The organism is Telluria sp. LT2P34, from assembly GCF_059685915.1.
Window position 1 is genome coordinate 87,606 of sequence record NZ_JCASIN010000009.1, and the last position, 15,337, is coordinate 102,942.

A 15,337-nucleotide genomic window follows, 5' to 3' on the forward strand; every position below is an offset into this window, starting at 1 on the left:
TTTCGAGAAGAATTTCGGTGCCTCCGTGCGTGCCAATCTCGCGGCGCAGACGGTCGACCCGCGCGGCGCAGCGAATGCCAATCCTGCCAGCGGCATCGACGGAGCAGCCGCGCAGGCGGCACACGCGCGTTACCAGCGTTCGTTTACCCGGCCCGAGAGCGCTGCAGCCGCGCCTCTGCTCAATACGCTCGGCAGCGGGCAATGACAGACGGCGGCTGACCGTTTCGGCTCCCATCCCAGTGCTTCAACAAGGATCGTCATGAAAGCCCTTTTGATCAGCCCCGACAGCCTGCTGTTTGCCGAGCTTGCGTCCCAGGGTGCGGCCCGCGTGCCGCCGCTGAACGTGGCCAACAGCCGTGACTCGATGCGCGAGGCACTCGATCGGCCGCTGGGCGAGGCGCCGGGACTGGTCCTGGTCGACGCCAGCCAAGTCGGGCCTGATGATGCCGACCTGCTCGAGCGCCTGGCGCGCCAGTACCCCGACGCCCAGTTCATGCTGCTGACCAGCCAGCACCAGCCTGAATTCCTGATCCGTGCGATGCGTGCGGGCGTGCGCGAGGTGCTCCAGCTGCCGTTGGTACACCGCGCCTTCCATGAGGCGATGGATCGCATTGCCATTGCGGCTGGTGTCGGCCAGCTGCGCGAAGGTAAAGTGCTGGCCTTTATCGCTTGCAAAGGCGGGAGCGGCGCCACCTTCATCTCCACCAATTTCGGCTACGCGCTGGCGACGCTGGCCGAGAAGAAGGTGCTGCTGATCGACCTGCACGGCCAGTTCGGGGATGCTGCTTTATATGTGTCGGACCAGAAGCCGGCCATGACCCTGTCCGACGTATGCGAACAGATCGCGCGCATCGACGGCCCGTTTCTCGATTCCTGCCTGGTGCATGTAACGCGCGGTTTCGGGGTGCTGGCCGCAGCCGATGACCCGGCCCAGACCAAGGAAGCCAAGCCCGAGCACATCGACGCCATCCTGCGCGTCGCACGCCAGCACTACGACTACATCGTGCTCGACGTCGGGCGCCAGATCGACGCCGTTTCGCTGCGCGCGCTCGACAGCACCGACACCATCTATCCGGTGCTCCAGCTGGCACTGCCCGACATCCGCGACGCACGCCGCCTGCTCGACATCTTCCGCTCTCTCGGCTACCCGCTCGAGACCATCCGGCTGATCGTCAATCGCTACGAAAAAGGCGGCCGCCTGCGCTTGCCGGACCTGCACGCGGCGCTTGGCTGCGAAGTCGTGCATACGGTGCCGAACGACTACGTGGCCGTTACCGATTCGGTCAACCAGGGCGTGCCGGTACTCGAACTGTCACGCACCAGCGCCGCTGCGCGCAGCCTGGCCGATTTGGTCGAACTGGTGACCGCACGGCGCGCTCCCGAATCCCGTGGCTTGCTGGACCGCCTGTTCGGGCGCGGCGAAGCCGACTTTTAATTCGTAAGGAGAATCCATGTCGCTGCGCGAACGCCTTTCCGCCCCGGACGACGACCGCAAGGCCAGCGTCTTGCCTGCCGAGGCCAGCAACGGGGCTTACCAGGAACTCAAAAGGACGATGCACCAGATGATCCTCGACCGGATCGACCTGGAGCGCCTGAAGCGCCTGACCGCCGAACAGTTCAAGCACGAACTGGCGCTGCTGATCCAACGCATCATCGAGGAAGAACGCATCGTTCTGAACCAGCACGAGCGCCACAATCTCGTGCTCGATATCCAGCATGAAATGCTTGGCTTCGGCCCGCTCGAGCCGCTGCTGAACGACCCGAGCGTCTCCGACATCCTGGTCAACACCGCCAACCGGGTGTATGTCGAACGTCGCGGCAAACTCGAACTGACCGATATCAGCTTCCATGACAACGCGCACCTGATGAAGATCATCGAGAAGATTGTCTCGCGCGTGGGGCGCCGTGTCGACGAGTCGAGCCCGATGGTCGATGCCCGCCTGCCGGACGGTTCGCGCGTCAATGCCATCATTCCGCCACTGGCGGTCGATGGACCGATCCTGTCGATTCGCCGCTTCAGCGCCTCGCCCCTGTCGGTGCAGAACCTGCTCGATTACAAGAGCATGACGCCGCCGATGGTCAAGGTGCTGCAGGGCCTGGGTGTCGCCAAGATCAACATCCTGATCTCGGGCGGCACAGGCAGCGGCAAGACCACACTGCTCAACCTGCTGTCAGGCTTCATTCCGGCCAACGAGCGCCTTGTTACCATTGAAGACGCGGCCGAACTACAGCTGCGCCAGCCACACGTGGTCCGCCTCGAAACGCGTCCATCGAATATCGAAGGCAAGGGCGAGGTCACTCAGCGCGCGCTGGTCAAAAACGCGCTGCGCATGCGGCCGGATCGCATCATCCTTGGCGAAGTGCGGGGCGCCGAAGCGCTCGACATGCTGCAGGCAATGAACACGGGCCACGAAGGCTCGCTCGCCACGATCCACTCGAACACCCCGCGCGACGCCCTTGCACGTCTCGAGAACATGGTCGGCATGGCCGGGGCAAACCTGACGCCACGCGCGATCCGCCAGCAGATCTGCTCGGCGGTAACGGTGGTGGTGCAGGCCTCGCGCCTGATCGACGGCGGCCGCAAGCTGGTCAGCATCCAGGAAATTACCGGGATGGAAGGCGACATCATTTCCATGCAGGAGATCTTCCGTTTCGAGCAGACCGGTGTCGACCGCGACGGCAAGGTGCTCGGCCATTTCTCTGCAACGGGCGTGAGGCCGCGCTTTGCCGACCGCCTCAAGATGTACGGCTTCGACATTCCCGACGATACCTTCAATCCCGACCGTATTTATCAATGAACCCGCAGGCCCTGCCTGCAGTGGAGCCGCTCCATGGACCTGCTTTTCTACAGCTTCACCGTGTTCCTGTTCGCTGCCATCATCCTGTTGATGGAAGGCGTCTATCTATGGTGGTCGAGCACGCATGGCAAGGCCGCGCAACGCATCGCGCGCCGGCTGCAGGTCATGTCTGGCGGGGCAGGGCGCGGTGCCGAACGCATCTCGATCCTCAAGCAGCGCCGTTTCAGCGTCAATGACGGATTCGATCGCCTGCTGCAGCAGTTTACGCTCCTGCAGCGACTCGATACCTTGCTGGTCCAGGCCGGCAGCAAGCTGACAATCGAGCGATTCCTCGGCTGCTCCCTGGCGTTGTTCCTGCTGGTCTTTATGGCGAGTGCACGGTGGCCGATGCCGGCCGCACTGCGTGTCGTGCTGGCGCTGATGGCATTCGGCATTCCATATTGCCTGTTGCGGCGCTCACGCAAGCAACGCCTGCGCCGTATCGAACACCAGCTGCCGGACGCGGCCGATTTCATCGCCCGCGCCTTGCGTGCCGGACACTCGTTCACGAATGTGCTGCAAATTGTCGGCAATGAGCTGCCCGAGCCGCTGAGCAGCGAATTTCGCGTCGCGCGCGAGGAAATCAACTACGGCGTGCCGATGGACGAAGCCCTGCACAACATGGCCGAGCGCATCCCTCTGACCGATCTGCGCTACCTGATCATTGCAGTGCTGATCCAGCGCGAGTCAGGCGGCAACCTGGCCGAAATTCTCGGGAATATCAGCACCATCATCCGCAGCCGCCTGAAGTTGATCGCCCAGGTGCGCGTGCTGTCGGCCGAAGGACGCATGTCGGCCTGGATCCTCGGCCTGTTGCCGTTTGGCGTCGCGCTGATGCTGACATTGGTCAACCCGAAATACGTCAGCATGCTGTGGACCGACCCCAGCGGGGTGCGCATGCTGTGGTACGCCGCCGGCATGATCCTGTTCGGGGTGGTGTGGCTGCGCAGGGTCATCCGAATCCGTGTCTGAGGAGCCGCAATGAATGCTGCACAATTATCGTTCCTGTTGATCATCTTCGGCATCGTCTGTGCATTGGCCTGGCTGGCGATGATGCTGTTCGCGCCGGTAGCGCTGCGTAACAGGCTGCGCCGCTTCAGCGGAAAATCCGAGACCACCGCGCTTGAATCCGACGGATGGGTCGAACGCGTAGCCAAGGTCACTCGGCCGTTGGGGAAATTGTCGGTGCCGGAGGAGGGCTGGGAAAAGTCGGCACTGCGCACCCGCTTCATGAATGCGGGCTGGCGTAACCCGGTCTCGCCAACCCTGTTCTTCGCTTCGAAAACGATGCTTGCGCTGCTCGGGCCGGCAGTTGTCGGCGTGCTGGTCGCAACCTCGGTCATCCTGCTTGCAGGGAGCAAGCTGATGTTGCTGCTGCTGCTGACGGCGACGCTGGGTTACTACCTGCCGAACCTCGCCCTCGAGCGCATCGTGCGCCGTCGCAAGCGCGAGATTTTCGAGACACTCCCTGATGCGCTCGATCTGCTGACCGTGTGCGTCGAGGCCGGCCTGAGCCTGGAACGCGCCTTCGTCAAGGTGGCCGGCGAGATTCACATCAAAAGCGTGACTCTGGCGCAGGAATTGCAACTCGTGCTGATGGAAATGCGCGCTGGCTTTACCAAGGAAAAAGCCTTGCGCAACTTCGCCTTGCGCAGCGGCGTCGACGATATCGACACGCTGGTAGCAATGCTGATCCAGTCCGAGCGTTTCGGCACCAGCGTCGGCGATTCCCTGCGCGTGTACTCCGAAAACCTGCGTACCAAACGCCGCATGGTAGCCGAGGAATGCGCGGCCAAGATCGGCTTGAAGCTGCTGTTTCCACTGATTTTCTGCATTTTCCCGACGCTGCTGATGGTCCTGGTCGGGCCGGCCGTACTGCAGCTGACCCGCACACTGGCAACGGTCAGCAGCGGGCAATGATTTTCATAGGAGTACGACCATGTCCACCTGCATGATGCTCAAAAAAATGTCGATCCTGTGCGCAGGCACGCTCCTGCTCGCCTGTGCCGAGACCAGGCGCCTCCCTGAACAAACGCTGCAGGTCGACACTGACCTGGTCTACGATGGAGGACGCCAGCATCACCTCGCCGGACGCTATGAGGAAGCCATCGCCGCCTATCGCACGGTACTGGCGACAGCGCCGGGCCATGTCCGTGCACGCAATGCACTGGCTGCCACCTACGCGCGCAAGGGCGACTTCGCCCAGGCCATCCCGATCTGGCGTGCGCTGACCGAAGAGACGACCGCGGGCGCCGGCCCGGACAACGCCTACCTGTTCGCCAACCTTGGCTATGCCTATTTGCTGGGCGGCGACTTTGAGAAAGCCGTCGCCGTGCTGGAACGCGCCTGCCTGCTCGACCCGCTCGATCACCGCGCCTGGCATAACCTGGGAGAATCGCTGCGCCGCCTCGGCAAGCTCGATCGCGCGGACATGATGCTGCGCCAGGCCACGGCTCTGCGCGAGCACAATTTTCAGAGCGACCACGCCGCCGTCGGCGGCACCGCCGTAGCGGCAATCGAAGCGGCCGTCGCCATGCCGACGCGGCCGGATCAGGACTGGGCTGCGACCGAGGTGCGTACCGCCGCCGACGGTACCCTCGAGCTGCTGCGGGTGCCCGCGCAGCGAGCCATTGCCGCGGCGCCGCAGCGCGAACCCGCACCGCTTCCACCGGCGGACAGGCATCCGGATTTGGTGCTGCTGGAAATTCGCAATGGAAATGGCGTGACCGGCATGGCACGCACGCTGTCGCGCCAGGTCAAGGATGACGGCCTGCGGGTCACGCGTTTGAGTAACGCAAAGAATTTCAACGTGCAGCGCACGCGCATCGAGCACAGCGCGGCTTTCCGCGGCGCCGCCGAGCGGCTGGCTGAACGCCTCGGCGGGCGCTTCGACAAGGTCCAGGTGGTGCAGGTCGACAATTGCAATGCGACCGATATGCGGCTGGTACTCGGCCGCGACCTGGGGCGCGGGCAGCTGACGTTGCGGCCAGCGCCCGAACGCGGACAAACCTTTGCGGCAACGCCATTGCCGACATCGGCCCCCTGACAGGCGCCGAAAGCACCTTTGTTCCGTATCAAACCGCAGCAATGAGCGCACCCGAAAATGGACGATATCACTTCATCCTACGGGAGCGTTGCCATGAATATTGCACAGCGTTTCACTGCCATCCTCGCCACCATCATCGTCTTCCTGGTGGCGGGATGCGCCCCAACGAGCTCGCGCCAGGGTACGGGCGAATTCATCGACGATGCCGTCATCACCAGCAAGGTCAAGGCTGCCTTTGCCGCCGATCCCACCGTCAAAGCCACGGAAGTACAAGTCGAAACCTTCAAGGGGACGGTACAGCTGAGCGGCTTCGTCGAATCGCGTGAAAGCGCGCAAAAAGCCGTGCAGATCGCGCGTCAGGTCAAGGGCGTCACCGAAGTGCGCAACAACACCATCGTGAAATAGCCCCGGCGCTTAGCGCCAGGTCACCCTGCCCAGGCCGCCCGTCGTGGCGTTGCGCTGGGTGGGTTTGCCGTACACCGTGACCGACCCCATGCCGTTCAGGTCGACATCAATCGCCGAACTGGCATGCACGGTCGCGCCACCAAGACCACTCACGTCGAGGTCGACCGTATCTGCGCGCAGCTTTTCCGCGTCGAGATTGCCAACGCCGGCCAGCCTCGCATGCAGGGTTCGCGTGTGTCCCGTGACAGCCAGTTGCCCCGCACCATTGAGCGCCAGATCCATCCGCTCCGTCTTCGCCGCGTCGATCTTCAGGCTGCCGGCTCCGCCGAGACGGGCATCGATATTGCGATAGCTGCCGTTGAGCGTCATGCTCCCGGCGCCGTCGAGGGCGAGCTTGATCTTGTCGCCGCCAAAGCCGCTGACCGTGCTCGCTCCCACGCCTTCGGACACGAATTCGGTCAGGTTCGGCACGGTGAGTTCGGCGCGCAAACGCGGCTTGCTGTTCCCGAAGTTCCAGTTGTTGCGGCGCTCAGTGTCGATTTCCAGCGTGTCGCCGCGCTGGTGAATCGTCACGCGTGCGATATCGTCGCGTTCGCCGGAGAGCACGAGCGATGGCCTGGCGCCCTGGCGCACAACGAGATCGACGACGCCGTCCAGCTTGATCCGCGACACGCGCGCATCGACCGCACGCGTCTCGCGCACGATATCGGCCGCCGCGGCGGCGCCGGTGCTGAGGGTGAGGGCGGTTGCCATCAGGGTGGTGCCGAGCAGTTTGTTCATGGTGGTCTCCGTGATCGAATAGTGATTGCACTATAGATCCGTGAGTAACACCGGGCCTCGGCTGTGCGACGGGCTGCACAATATGCGGAATGGAAGGTCGAACGGCGATGCAAGGCAGTGCCGCCGTACCCCCGAAGGGGCCTGCTGTGCCGGTCGATGAGCGAATAGCTTATCTGGTCGAGTCAGCAACTGTCGTCGGAAACGCCAGTGCCGCCAACTGCCAACTCCAGAGTCCAGTGCGTTTCAGGATGAAGCGTCCGCCATCATCTCCAGGCTTCGAAATGGCCACCCTGTTCCATGTTTCGTAATTGACTGCATAGTCCGCCCTCGCCTCGGCGTCCTGCGGCGCCGTCTTGCCGGCCCGGGCCTCCATCAGTCCGGTCTTGCCCGACTCAAACATCGCGATGACGCTCGCCGGCGAAACCGCCGCATCGACGATCGGATTGATCAGGGCCGCCCCCATCGCCTGGCCAATCCCGGCAAACGGATTGTCGGCCAGCTCCGGACGCGACATGTGCCGGCTCATCAAGGCCATCATCTGGCCCTTGACACTCTCACGCAAGGCAGGAAAGTCGACATAGCTGGAAAAGCGCGCCGCATCCTTCTCGGCGACGGCCGACTGCATCCGATGCAGCGTCCAGTACGGACTGGCATAGCTGGACAGGACAAGGCTTGCCGCGACGGCGACCGCTGCAATCAGGACGTGGTTTCTTTTCATCGTGGATCGGCTCCGGAAACAGGCCATTCAGTATAGCCGGGCGAAAACAAAAAAGCCCAGCCGGTGAGGGCTGGGCTTTTGCACTTGCTGTTGGTGCCGGCTGCCGGTTTCGAACTGGCCACCTGATGATTACAAATCAACTGCTCTACCAAATGAGCTAAGCCGGCGTAATCTGTACGACAGGAATTATAACGCTATTTAATCCGGGTCAGCGTCGGGCGGCCGCCTTTTTTCGGCGGGTCCGTGTCGTCGTCGGGCGAATGCGACAAGCTTGCCGCGGCCGCGTCATTGGTCCCGGCAGGCACCGACGACAGGGTCGGCGATGGCGTCGCCGCTTCCTCCTTCGGAGCCGGCATATCGGCAGCCGCGGTGCTGACCTCGAAGGCCATGCCCTGGCCGTTTTCGTTGGCGTAGATCGCCAGCACATTGTGCACCGGCACATAGATGTCGCGCGATACGCCGGCGAAACGGGCGCGGAACTGCACGGCGTCGTTATCCATCTTCAGCCCCGACGTCGCGCCGTAGCTGATGTTGAGAATGATTTCGCCCTTCTTGACATATTCCATCGGAACCGTCGTGGACGCATCGACCTTCACGGCGAGATAAGGCGTAAAACCGCTGTCGGTGCACCACTCATAGATGGCGCGCAGCAGGTAGGGCTTGGTGGAGATTTCGGGCATGTGCGAATGAAATAAACAAGAATCCGTTAATAGGCAAGCATTCGCGACCGGCAAACGGATGTGCAGCCGCACTCGACGCGACACGCAAGGCGCGGCGTGGCGCGTATGAAGCGTGTCATTACAGTGTCATTACAGTGTCATTACAGCGGCAGTCTACTGCGAATCGCCGGAGGGCGGCGCGAGACCGGCGCAAGGAGCGCAAGGGCAGGTAGCGGGGGGGAATGCGGCGCCGGCCGCGTGGCGGCCGGCAGCATGCATCAGCGCCGCATCAGCGGCCCCCGCGGTCCATTAACGGCGCATGACCTTTTCCGACGGGGTCAGTGCTTCGATGTAGGCCGGGCGCGAGAAGATGCGCTCGGCGTACTTCATCAGCGGCGCTGCCGTCTTCGACAGTTCGATGCCGTAGTGGTCCAGGCGCCACAGCAACGGGGCAATGGCCACGTCCAGCATCGAGAACTCGTCGCCCAGCATGTACTTGTTCTTCAGGAACAGGGGAGCGAGCGTGGTCAGGCGGTCGCGGATTTCGGTGCGGGCCTTGTCGTGGGCTTTTTCGTTCGTCTTGTTGCGGTCGCTTTCCAGCACGTGCACGTGGACGAACAGTTCTTTTTCGAAGTTGAACAGCATCAGGCGGGCGCGGGCGCGCATCAGCGGGTCGGCCGGCATCAGTTGCGGATGCGGGAAGCGCTCGTCGATGTACTCGTTGATGATGTTCGATTCGTACAGGATCAGTTCGCGCTCGACCAGAATCGGCACCTGGCCATACGGGTTCATCGTCGAAATGTCTTCCGGCTTGTTGAACAGGTCGACGTCACGCACCTCGAAATCCATGCCTTTTTCGAACAGGACCAAGCGGCAGCGTTGGGAGAACGGGCACGTGGTGCCGGAGTAGAGAACCATCATGGTGGGTCGTTCCTTAAGAAACAAAGGGGCGAGCGTCTAGCTCACCCCGAAAAATGTGCCCACATTATAGCCAAGCGGGCAAGGAAAACGAATTACTTCATGTCTTTCCAGTACGACGCATTCAAACGCCAGGCCAGGAACGCAAAGATCGACAGGAAAATCAACACGATAGCACCAAGCTTCTTGCGGGTTCCTTGCGCTGGCTCAGCCATCCAGCTCATGTAGGCAACCAAGTCGGCGGTCGCGGTGTCGAACTCCGGCTGCGACATCGTTCCTGGTGCAACCTGCTCCCAGCCTGCGAACTTGTGGATCGTCTTGGTAGCGTCGTGCGGGTCCGGCGCGTCGACCATTTTTACCGTGCGTACGCCCTGCATTTGCCACATCGCGTGCGGCATCGCCACGTTCGGCACCACCATGTTGTTCCAGCCCGTCGGGCGCGCATCGTCCTTGTAGAAAGTGCGCAGGTAGGTGTACAGGTAATCGGCGCCGCTGCCTGCCGGCGACGACTTGGCACGCACAATCACCGACAGGTCCGGCGGCACCGCGCCGAACCATGCCTTGGCATCGGCCGGGCGCAGCGCGGTCGTCATCACATCGCCGACCTTGTCTGCCGAGAACAACAGGTTGGTCTTGATCTGCTCGTCGCTCAAGCCGAGATCGCGCAGGCGGTTGTAACGCATTGCCGTGGCCGAGTGGCAGTTCAGGCAATAGTTGACGAACAGCTTGGCGCCGTTTTGCAGCGACACCATGTCGCTGCGCTCTGGTGCGCGGTCGAGCGCAAAATTGCCTTCGGCCGCAAATGCCAGCCCTGGCACCAGTGCCAGGACCGCAATCAGTTTCTTCGTAAAGTTCATGGTTGTCCTTAAGCTCGTTTCCTGGGGCATCAGTGCGGGTGGAAGGTCACGCGCGACGGTACCGGCTTGAAATGCCCGGCCGTGCTCCACCATGGCATCAGGAGGAAGAAGCTGAAGTACAACAGCGTGCACACCTGCGAAATGATGGTGTACGTCGCCGTCGGCAGCTGGGTGCCGAGGTAGCCCAGGGCGAGGAAGGACAGGCCAAACAGCGCGAGCACCCACTTGTGCCAGGTCGGGCGGTAGCGGATCGAGCGCGCCGGCGAATGGTCGAGCCACGGCAGGGCGCCGATGATTACCACCGACAGACCGAACAGCACCACACCCCAGAATTTCGCATCCAGCACCTGCGGCAGCATACCGATGATGATGACCAGGGCAATCACCGCGATCGCGGCCTTCGCCTTGAACGACAGCTTCGACTTCATCCAGATGAACACGACATACAGGGCGATGGCAGCCATCAGCACGTACATGAAGTCGGCCGTGGTGGCGCGCAGCACCGAATAGAAGGGCGTGAAATACCAGGTCGGCGCGATGTGGTTCGGCGTCTTCATCGAATCGGCCGGGATGAAGTTGTTGTACTCCAGGAAGTAACCACCCATTTCAGGCGCGAAGAAGATGACCGCCGAGAAGATCAGCAAGAACATCGACACACCGAACAAGTCCTTCGTCGAGTAGTACGGATGCGACGGAATCGCATCGACCGGATGGCCGTCAGGGCCGATCGTGTTCTTGATTTCGATGCCGTCCGGATTGTTCGAGCCGACTTCGTGCAAGGCGATCAGGTGCGCTGCAACCAGGCCCAGCAGCACCAGCGGCAGGGCGATGACGTGGAAGGCGAAGAAGCGGTTCAGGGTTGCATCCGACACGACGTAATCGCCGCGGATCCACAAGGACAGGTCCGGACCGATCACGGGAATCGCACCGAACAGGTTGACGATCACCTGGGCGCCCCAGTACGACATCTGGCCCCAAGGCAGCAGGTAGCCGAAGAAGGCTTCGGCCATCAGGCACAGGAAGATTGCGAAACCGAACAGCCAGATCAACTCGCGCGGCTTGCGGTAGGAACCGTAGAGCAGGGCGCGGGTCATATGCAGGTAGACCACGATGAAGAAGGCCGAAGCGCCGGTCGAGTGCATGTAACGCACCAGCCAGCCCCAGGGCACGTCGCGCATGATCGTCAGCTCGACCGAATTGAAGGCCAGGTTGGCGTCCGGCTTGTAGTGCATCGTCAGGAAGATGCCGGTCACGATCTGCAGCACCAGGATCAGCATCGCAAGCGAGCCGAACAGGTACCAGATATTGAAGTTTTTCGGGGCGTAATACTTGCCCCACTGGTCATTCCAGAGTTTCGACAGCGGGAAGCGGTCGTCGACCCAGGCCAGCGCCTTCTGCCCCGCCGGCGCGTCGGCCGGCAGTTTTGTTTCGTTGAATCCAGCGCCCATGTTTACGCCTCGCCTTTCTCGTCTTTGCCGATGACGATCTTGTTATCGGCGAGGTACATGTATGGAGGAATGTCCATGTTTGTCGGTGCAGGCTTGTTCTTGAACACGCGGCCGGCCAGGTCGAAGGTCGAGCCATGGCAAGGGCACAGGAAGCCGCCGCGCCAGTCGTCCGGCAGGTTCGGCTGGGCGCCTTCGGCCAGGCGCGACGATGGCGAGCAGCCCAGGTGCGAGCAAATGCCCACGGTAACGAGCACTTCCTTGTGCTCGGTCCGGGCGCGGAATTCGTTCTTCGCGTATTCCGGCATGTCGAGCTGATAGATTTTTTCGGAGTTCGGGTCGGCCACGAGTTCGGTATTCTTCGGCAGGCTGGCCAGCATTTCCGGCGTGCGGCGCAAGATCCACACCGGCTTGCCGCGCCACTCCACGACCTTCATTTCACCCGGCTTGACGTCGGATATATCCACTTCCACCGGAGCACCGGCGGCCTTGGCCCGCTCGGACGGCTGGAACGTACTGACCAGGGCGCCCGCCGTGGCTACACCGACGACGCCGCCGGCCGCGCATGTCGCGATCAACAACCCGCGTCGGCCTGAATCGACCTGCTTTTCATTACTCATACCAACCCCGTTACGTGAAATGTCGAATCTTGAGTATCAATTAAATGCTTACAGCAACGCAAAATTATATGTGAATGGCAATCTTTATTGGAGAAAAAAATATTGAGTGTGGGTTAATGGTGGCATGAACGTCCCCGCCAGCCTCGAAAAACCCCCCTGTCACGGGGCGTGCATGGCTTAACGGGGGAGTGTTCCCGAACAGCATGGCTACCCGGAATTGGCGGGCCGGCGCGGAATAAGGCGAGCGTGCAGACGCTCCCAAGGCCTTGCGGTATCATCACATTGGCTATTTCGATAACAGGAGAACGGCATGGCAATGATGGGCGAATTCAAGCAGTTTGTCCTGCGCGGCAACGTCATGGATCTCGCAGTTGGCGTGATCATCGGCGCCGCCTTCGGACGCATCGTCGATTCGCTGGTGCAGGACATCATCATGCCCCCGATCGGCAGGCTGCTGGGCGGACTCGATTTCGCCAATTATTATATTCCCCTGAATGGCCAGCTCACCGGGCTGGCGCTGGCGGAGGCAAAAAAAGCCGGCGCCGTCATCGCCTACGGTAATTTCCTCACGATCTTGCTGAATTTCGTCATCCTCGCCTTCCTCATCTTTCAGATGGTGCGCATGACCAACCGCCTGCGCCGGCGCGTCATGCCCGACGACGTGGCAGCCACGCCCGCGACGCCGGAAGACGTGGTGCTGCTGCGCGAAATCCGCGATGCCTTGACACTAAAAAAGTGAAAAAGTGAAAGATGACGTCATCACCTCCACAGCCAGCGCGGCGCGCCGCCTGTGGCTGCTGTTCGCCCAGACGGTAACCGTCGCGCTCGCCCTGTATTTCGTGGTCGCGGCCCTGCAACCCGACTGGCTGGGGCGGCCGCCGGTCCAGGTCCCGGTCGGCCCCGGCGCCAGCACGGTGCCGGTGCTGCAGGCCCAATCCGGCCCGCCGGCGGCCAGTTACCGCGACGCCGCCGGACGCGCCATGCCGGCGGTGGTCAATATCCTCACCAGCAAGGCCTCGCGCCAAGCCCATCCAATCCTGAAAGACCCGTTCTTCCGCCGCTTTTTCGGCGACCGCCTGCCGCCCGAAGAACAGCTCTCGAGCCTTGGGTCCGGCGTCATCGTCAGCGGCGAAGGCTATATCGTCACCAACTTCCACGTTGTCGAAGGCGCCGACCAGATCGAAGTCGGCCTGGCCGATGGGCGCAAGGTCGCCGCCCGCGTCGTCGGCACCGACCCCGAAACCGATCTCGCCGTACTCCGCATTGCCGAGCGCAAGCTGCCGGTGATGGTGTTGGCCGAGGCCGACAATGCACGGGTCGGCGATGTGGTACTGGCGATCGGCAATCCCTTTGGCGTCGGCCAGACGGTAACCATGGGCATCATCTCGGCCGTGGGACGCAACAACCTGCACATCAACCACTTCGAAAATTTCATCCAGACCGACGCGGCGATTAACTTCGGCAACTCGGGCGGCGCGCTGGTCGACATCCACGGCAACCTGCTTGGCATCAATTCGGCGATCTATTCCCAGACCGGCGGCTCGGTCGGCATCGGCTTCGCCATCCCCGTGTCGACCGCCCGCAACGTGCTCGAATCGATCATCAAGCACGGCCAGGTCGTGCGCGGCTGGATCGGCATCGAATCGCAGGACATCACGCCGGAACTGGCCGACAGTTTCGGCCTGGCGCGCAAGAGCGGCGCCATCATTGCCGGCGTGGTGCGCAATGGCCCGGCCGACCGCGCCGGCGTGCGCCCCGGCGACATCCTGCTTGCGGTCGAGGGCAAGGCGGTCGCCAGCACCGGCGACATGCTCAACCTGGTCGCCGCCCTGGCGCCGGGCGCCAAGGCGCGCCTGACACTGATGCGCCAGAACCGCGAATCGACGGTCGCCGTCACCGTCGGCAAGCGGCCGCTTCCAAAACCACGATAATCACTTTCCGGACCCTCCATGCACCTGCGTGACCTGACGCAATTCCTTCACGAGCTGAGCGAAAACAACACCCGTCCCTGGTTCATCATGAACAAGCCGCGCTATGACATCCTGCGCGAAGAGTTCCTTGCCGTCGTTACCGAACTGATCCCCGAATTGACGCGTTTCGACCGCCAGTTAGCCGGCGTCGATCCGAAGAAAGCGATGTTCCGCATCAACCGCGACATCCGCTTCTCGAACGACAAGACGCCCTACAAGACGCGTTTTTCGGCCGGCATCTCGCCCAACAACAAGCGCCGCCCGAGCGCCGGCGGCGGCTCGACCTACTACTTCCAGGTCGACGCCAAGGGCGCCCTCGGCATCGGCGCCGGCGAATACCTGCCCCCGGCCGCCCGCCTGAAGGCGATCCGCGAACACGTGGTCAACGATGCGACAGGTTTCGCAAAAATGTTAAAGAATAAACACCTGCGCGCGACCTACGGCGACCTGCTGGATGAAGACAAACTGCAGCGTCCGCCCAAAGGTTTCGACCCGGCGCACCCGCACATCGAACACATCAAGCTGAAGAGCTTTTTCGTGTGGACCGAATTACCGCTGAAGGTGAACGATCCGGACGAGCTGGTGCCGCGGCTGGCGCGCGGATTCGAGGATGCCTTTGCGCTGGTTACCTGGCTGCGCGCGGTGCCCCACACCCACGAAGATTGAATAGGAGGCGACATGGCCTTGCAACACGCAGCATCGGGCGAGCGGATCGCCTTGAACCGGGGCGAAGACGACATCGCGAATTTCACGTCGATCGCGCTGGCGAAGACCGAGCACATGGAACTGATCCGGCTGGTTGTCACCAAAGACAAGCCGATGCCGGAGCACCGGGTCGAAGGGGAAGTCACGCTGCTGTGCTTGGAAGGCGAAATCGCCTTTGACGCCCACGGGCGCACCGTCGTGCTGCGCCCGAACGAGATGGTGTACCTCGCCGGCGGCGAGCCGCATGCGATCCGCGCCAACCAGGACGCGGTGGCGCTGATGACTATCCTGCTGGGGCCGGTGCGGACGGGCGGGCCGACGAATGCGGCGCGCGGCCAGGGCGGCTGACCCTAGTCTCGTGGTTCGGCTTTCGTAGG

The 15,337-nt window shown here is 62.4% G+C and carries 18 protein-coding genes and 1 tRNA gene; 11 read left to right on the forward strand and 8 right to left on the reverse strand.

Going from position 1 to position 15,337, the window contains the following annotated elements:
* Positions 1 to 25 precede the first annotated feature (25 nt).
* The 7 genes from AC56KZ_RS19015 to AC56KZ_RS19045 all read left to right on the forward strand — a co-directional run bounded on the left by AC56KZ_RS19015 (position 26) and on the right by AC56KZ_RS19045 (position 6,288).
* Positions 26 to 205, forward strand: a complete 180-nt coding sequence (locus tag AC56KZ_RS19015) for a hypothetical protein (RefSeq protein ID WP_497163753.1) — start codon at positions 26 to 28, stop codon at positions 203 to 205.
* A 54-nt stretch (positions 206 to 259) separates the two neighbouring features.
* Positions 260 to 1,435, forward strand: a complete 1,176-nt coding sequence (locus AC56KZ_RS19020) for a CpaE/TadZ family protein (protein WP_497163754.1) — start codon at positions 260 to 262, stop codon at positions 1,433 to 1,435.
* A gap of 16 nt (positions 1,436 to 1,451) precedes the next feature.
* Positions 1,452 to 2,798 (forward strand): TadA family conjugal transfer-associated ATPase, encoded by a 1,347-nt coding sequence (locus AC56KZ_RS19025; protein ID WP_497163755.1) that lies wholly within the window; start codon positions 1,452 to 1,454, stop codon positions 2,796 to 2,798.
* A 33-nt stretch (positions 2,799 to 2,831) separates the two neighbouring features.
* Complete coding sequence (locus AC56KZ_RS19030; RefSeq protein ID WP_497163756.1) at positions 2,832 to 3,809, forward strand: type II secretion system F family protein; 978 nt, start codon at positions 2,832 to 2,834, stop codon at positions 3,807 to 3,809.
* Positions 3,810 to 3,818: 9 nt separating this feature from the next.
* Positions 3,819 to 4,757 carry a type II secretion system F family protein gene (locus AC56KZ_RS19035; protein WP_497163757.1) on the forward strand — a complete coding sequence of 313 codons (939 nt, stop codon included), beginning with the start codon at positions 3,819 to 3,821 and terminating at the stop codon, positions 4,755 to 4,757.
* 19 nt (positions 4,758 to 4,776) lie between these two features.
* The gene (locus AC56KZ_RS19040; protein WP_497163758.1) at positions 4,777 to 5,883 is read left to right on the forward strand and encodes a LytR C-terminal domain-containing protein; all 1,107 of its coding nucleotides are present in this window, start codon (positions 4,777 to 4,779) and stop codon (positions 5,881 to 5,883) included.
* A 93-nt stretch (positions 5,884 to 5,976) separates the two neighbouring features.
* Complete coding sequence (locus AC56KZ_RS19045) at positions 5,977 to 6,288, forward strand: BON domain-containing protein (protein ID WP_497163759.1); 312 nt, start codon at positions 5,977 to 5,979, stop codon at positions 6,286 to 6,288.
* 9 nt (positions 6,289 to 6,297) lie between these two features.
* On the opposite strand, the gene AC56KZ_RS19050 is transcribed toward AC56KZ_RS19045, so the two are convergent.
* The 8 genes from AC56KZ_RS19050 to petA all read right to left on the reverse strand — a co-directional run bounded on the left by AC56KZ_RS19050 (position 6,298) and on the right by petA (position 12,285).
* Complete coding sequence (locus AC56KZ_RS19050; RefSeq protein WP_497163760.1) at positions 6,298 to 7,068, reverse strand: head GIN domain-containing protein; 771 nt, start codon at positions 7,066 to 7,068, stop codon at positions 6,298 to 6,300.
* A gap of 169 nt (positions 7,069 to 7,237) precedes the next feature.
* On the reverse strand, positions 7,238 to 7,786 hold the full coding sequence (locus AC56KZ_RS19055; RefSeq protein ID WP_497163761.1) for a DUF2939 domain-containing protein: 549 nt from the start codon (positions 7,784 to 7,786) through the stop codon (positions 7,238 to 7,240).
* Positions 7,787 to 7,877: 91 nt separating this feature from the next.
* A tRNA-Thr gene (locus tag AC56KZ_RS19060) sits at positions 7,878 to 7,953 on the reverse strand.
* Positions 7,954 to 7,980: 27 nt separating this feature from the next.
* Positions 7,981 to 8,466: a ClpXP protease specificity-enhancing factor gene (locus AC56KZ_RS19065; RefSeq protein WP_497163762.1), complete on the reverse strand. Its 486-nt coding sequence runs from the start codon at positions 8,464 to 8,466 to the stop codon at positions 7,981 to 7,983.
* Positions 8,467 to 8,754: 288 nt separating this feature from the next.
* The gene (locus AC56KZ_RS19070; protein WP_497163763.1) at positions 8,755 to 9,366 is read right to left on the reverse strand and encodes a glutathione S-transferase N-terminal domain-containing protein; all 612 of its coding nucleotides are present in this window, start codon (positions 9,364 to 9,366) and stop codon (positions 8,755 to 8,757) included.
* 92 nt (positions 9,367 to 9,458) lie between these two features.
* Positions 9,459 to 10,220, reverse strand: coding sequence for a cytochrome c1 (locus tag AC56KZ_RS19075; RefSeq protein ID WP_497163764.1), 762 nt, complete (start codon positions 10,218 to 10,220; stop codon positions 9,459 to 9,461).
* Positions 10,221 to 10,249: 29 nt separating this feature from the next.
* Positions 10,250 to 11,668, reverse strand: coding sequence for a cytochrome b (locus tag AC56KZ_RS19080; protein ID WP_497163765.1), 1,419 nt, complete (start codon positions 11,666 to 11,668; stop codon positions 10,250 to 10,252).
* A gap of 2 nt (positions 11,669 to 11,670) precedes the next feature.
* Positions 11,671 to 12,285 (reverse strand): ubiquinol-cytochrome c reductase iron-sulfur subunit, encoded by a 615-nt coding sequence (gene petA / locus AC56KZ_RS19085; RefSeq protein ID WP_497163766.1) that lies wholly within the window; start codon positions 12,283 to 12,285, stop codon positions 11,671 to 11,673.
* 310 nt (positions 12,286 to 12,595) lie between these two features.
* Between petA and mscL the strand changes: the two genes are divergently transcribed.
* Genes mscL through AC56KZ_RS19105 form a run of 4 tightly spaced genes read left to right on the forward strand, consistent with a single transcriptional unit; the run spans position 12,596 to position 15,308 of the window.
* On the forward strand, positions 12,596 to 13,024 hold the full coding sequence (mscL, locus tag AC56KZ_RS19090; protein WP_497163767.1) for a large conductance mechanosensitive channel protein MscL: 429 nt from the start codon (positions 12,596 to 12,598) through the stop codon (positions 13,022 to 13,024).
* Between the two features lie 4 nt (positions 13,025 to 13,028).
* Positions 13,029 to 14,216, forward strand: a complete 1,188-nt coding sequence (locus AC56KZ_RS19095; RefSeq protein ID WP_497163768.1) for a Do family serine endopeptidase — start codon at positions 13,029 to 13,031, stop codon at positions 14,214 to 14,216.
* A gap of 18 nt (positions 14,217 to 14,234) precedes the next feature.
* Complete coding sequence (locus AC56KZ_RS19100) at positions 14,235 to 14,921, forward strand: DUF2461 domain-containing protein (protein WP_497163769.1); 687 nt, start codon at positions 14,235 to 14,237, stop codon at positions 14,919 to 14,921.
* Between the two features lie 12 nt (positions 14,922 to 14,933).
* Positions 14,934 to 15,308 (forward strand): cupin domain-containing protein, encoded by a 375-nt coding sequence (locus tag AC56KZ_RS19105; RefSeq protein ID WP_497163770.1) that lies wholly within the window; start codon positions 14,934 to 14,936, stop codon positions 15,306 to 15,308.
* The last annotated feature ends 29 nt before the right edge of the window (positions 15,309 to 15,337 follow it).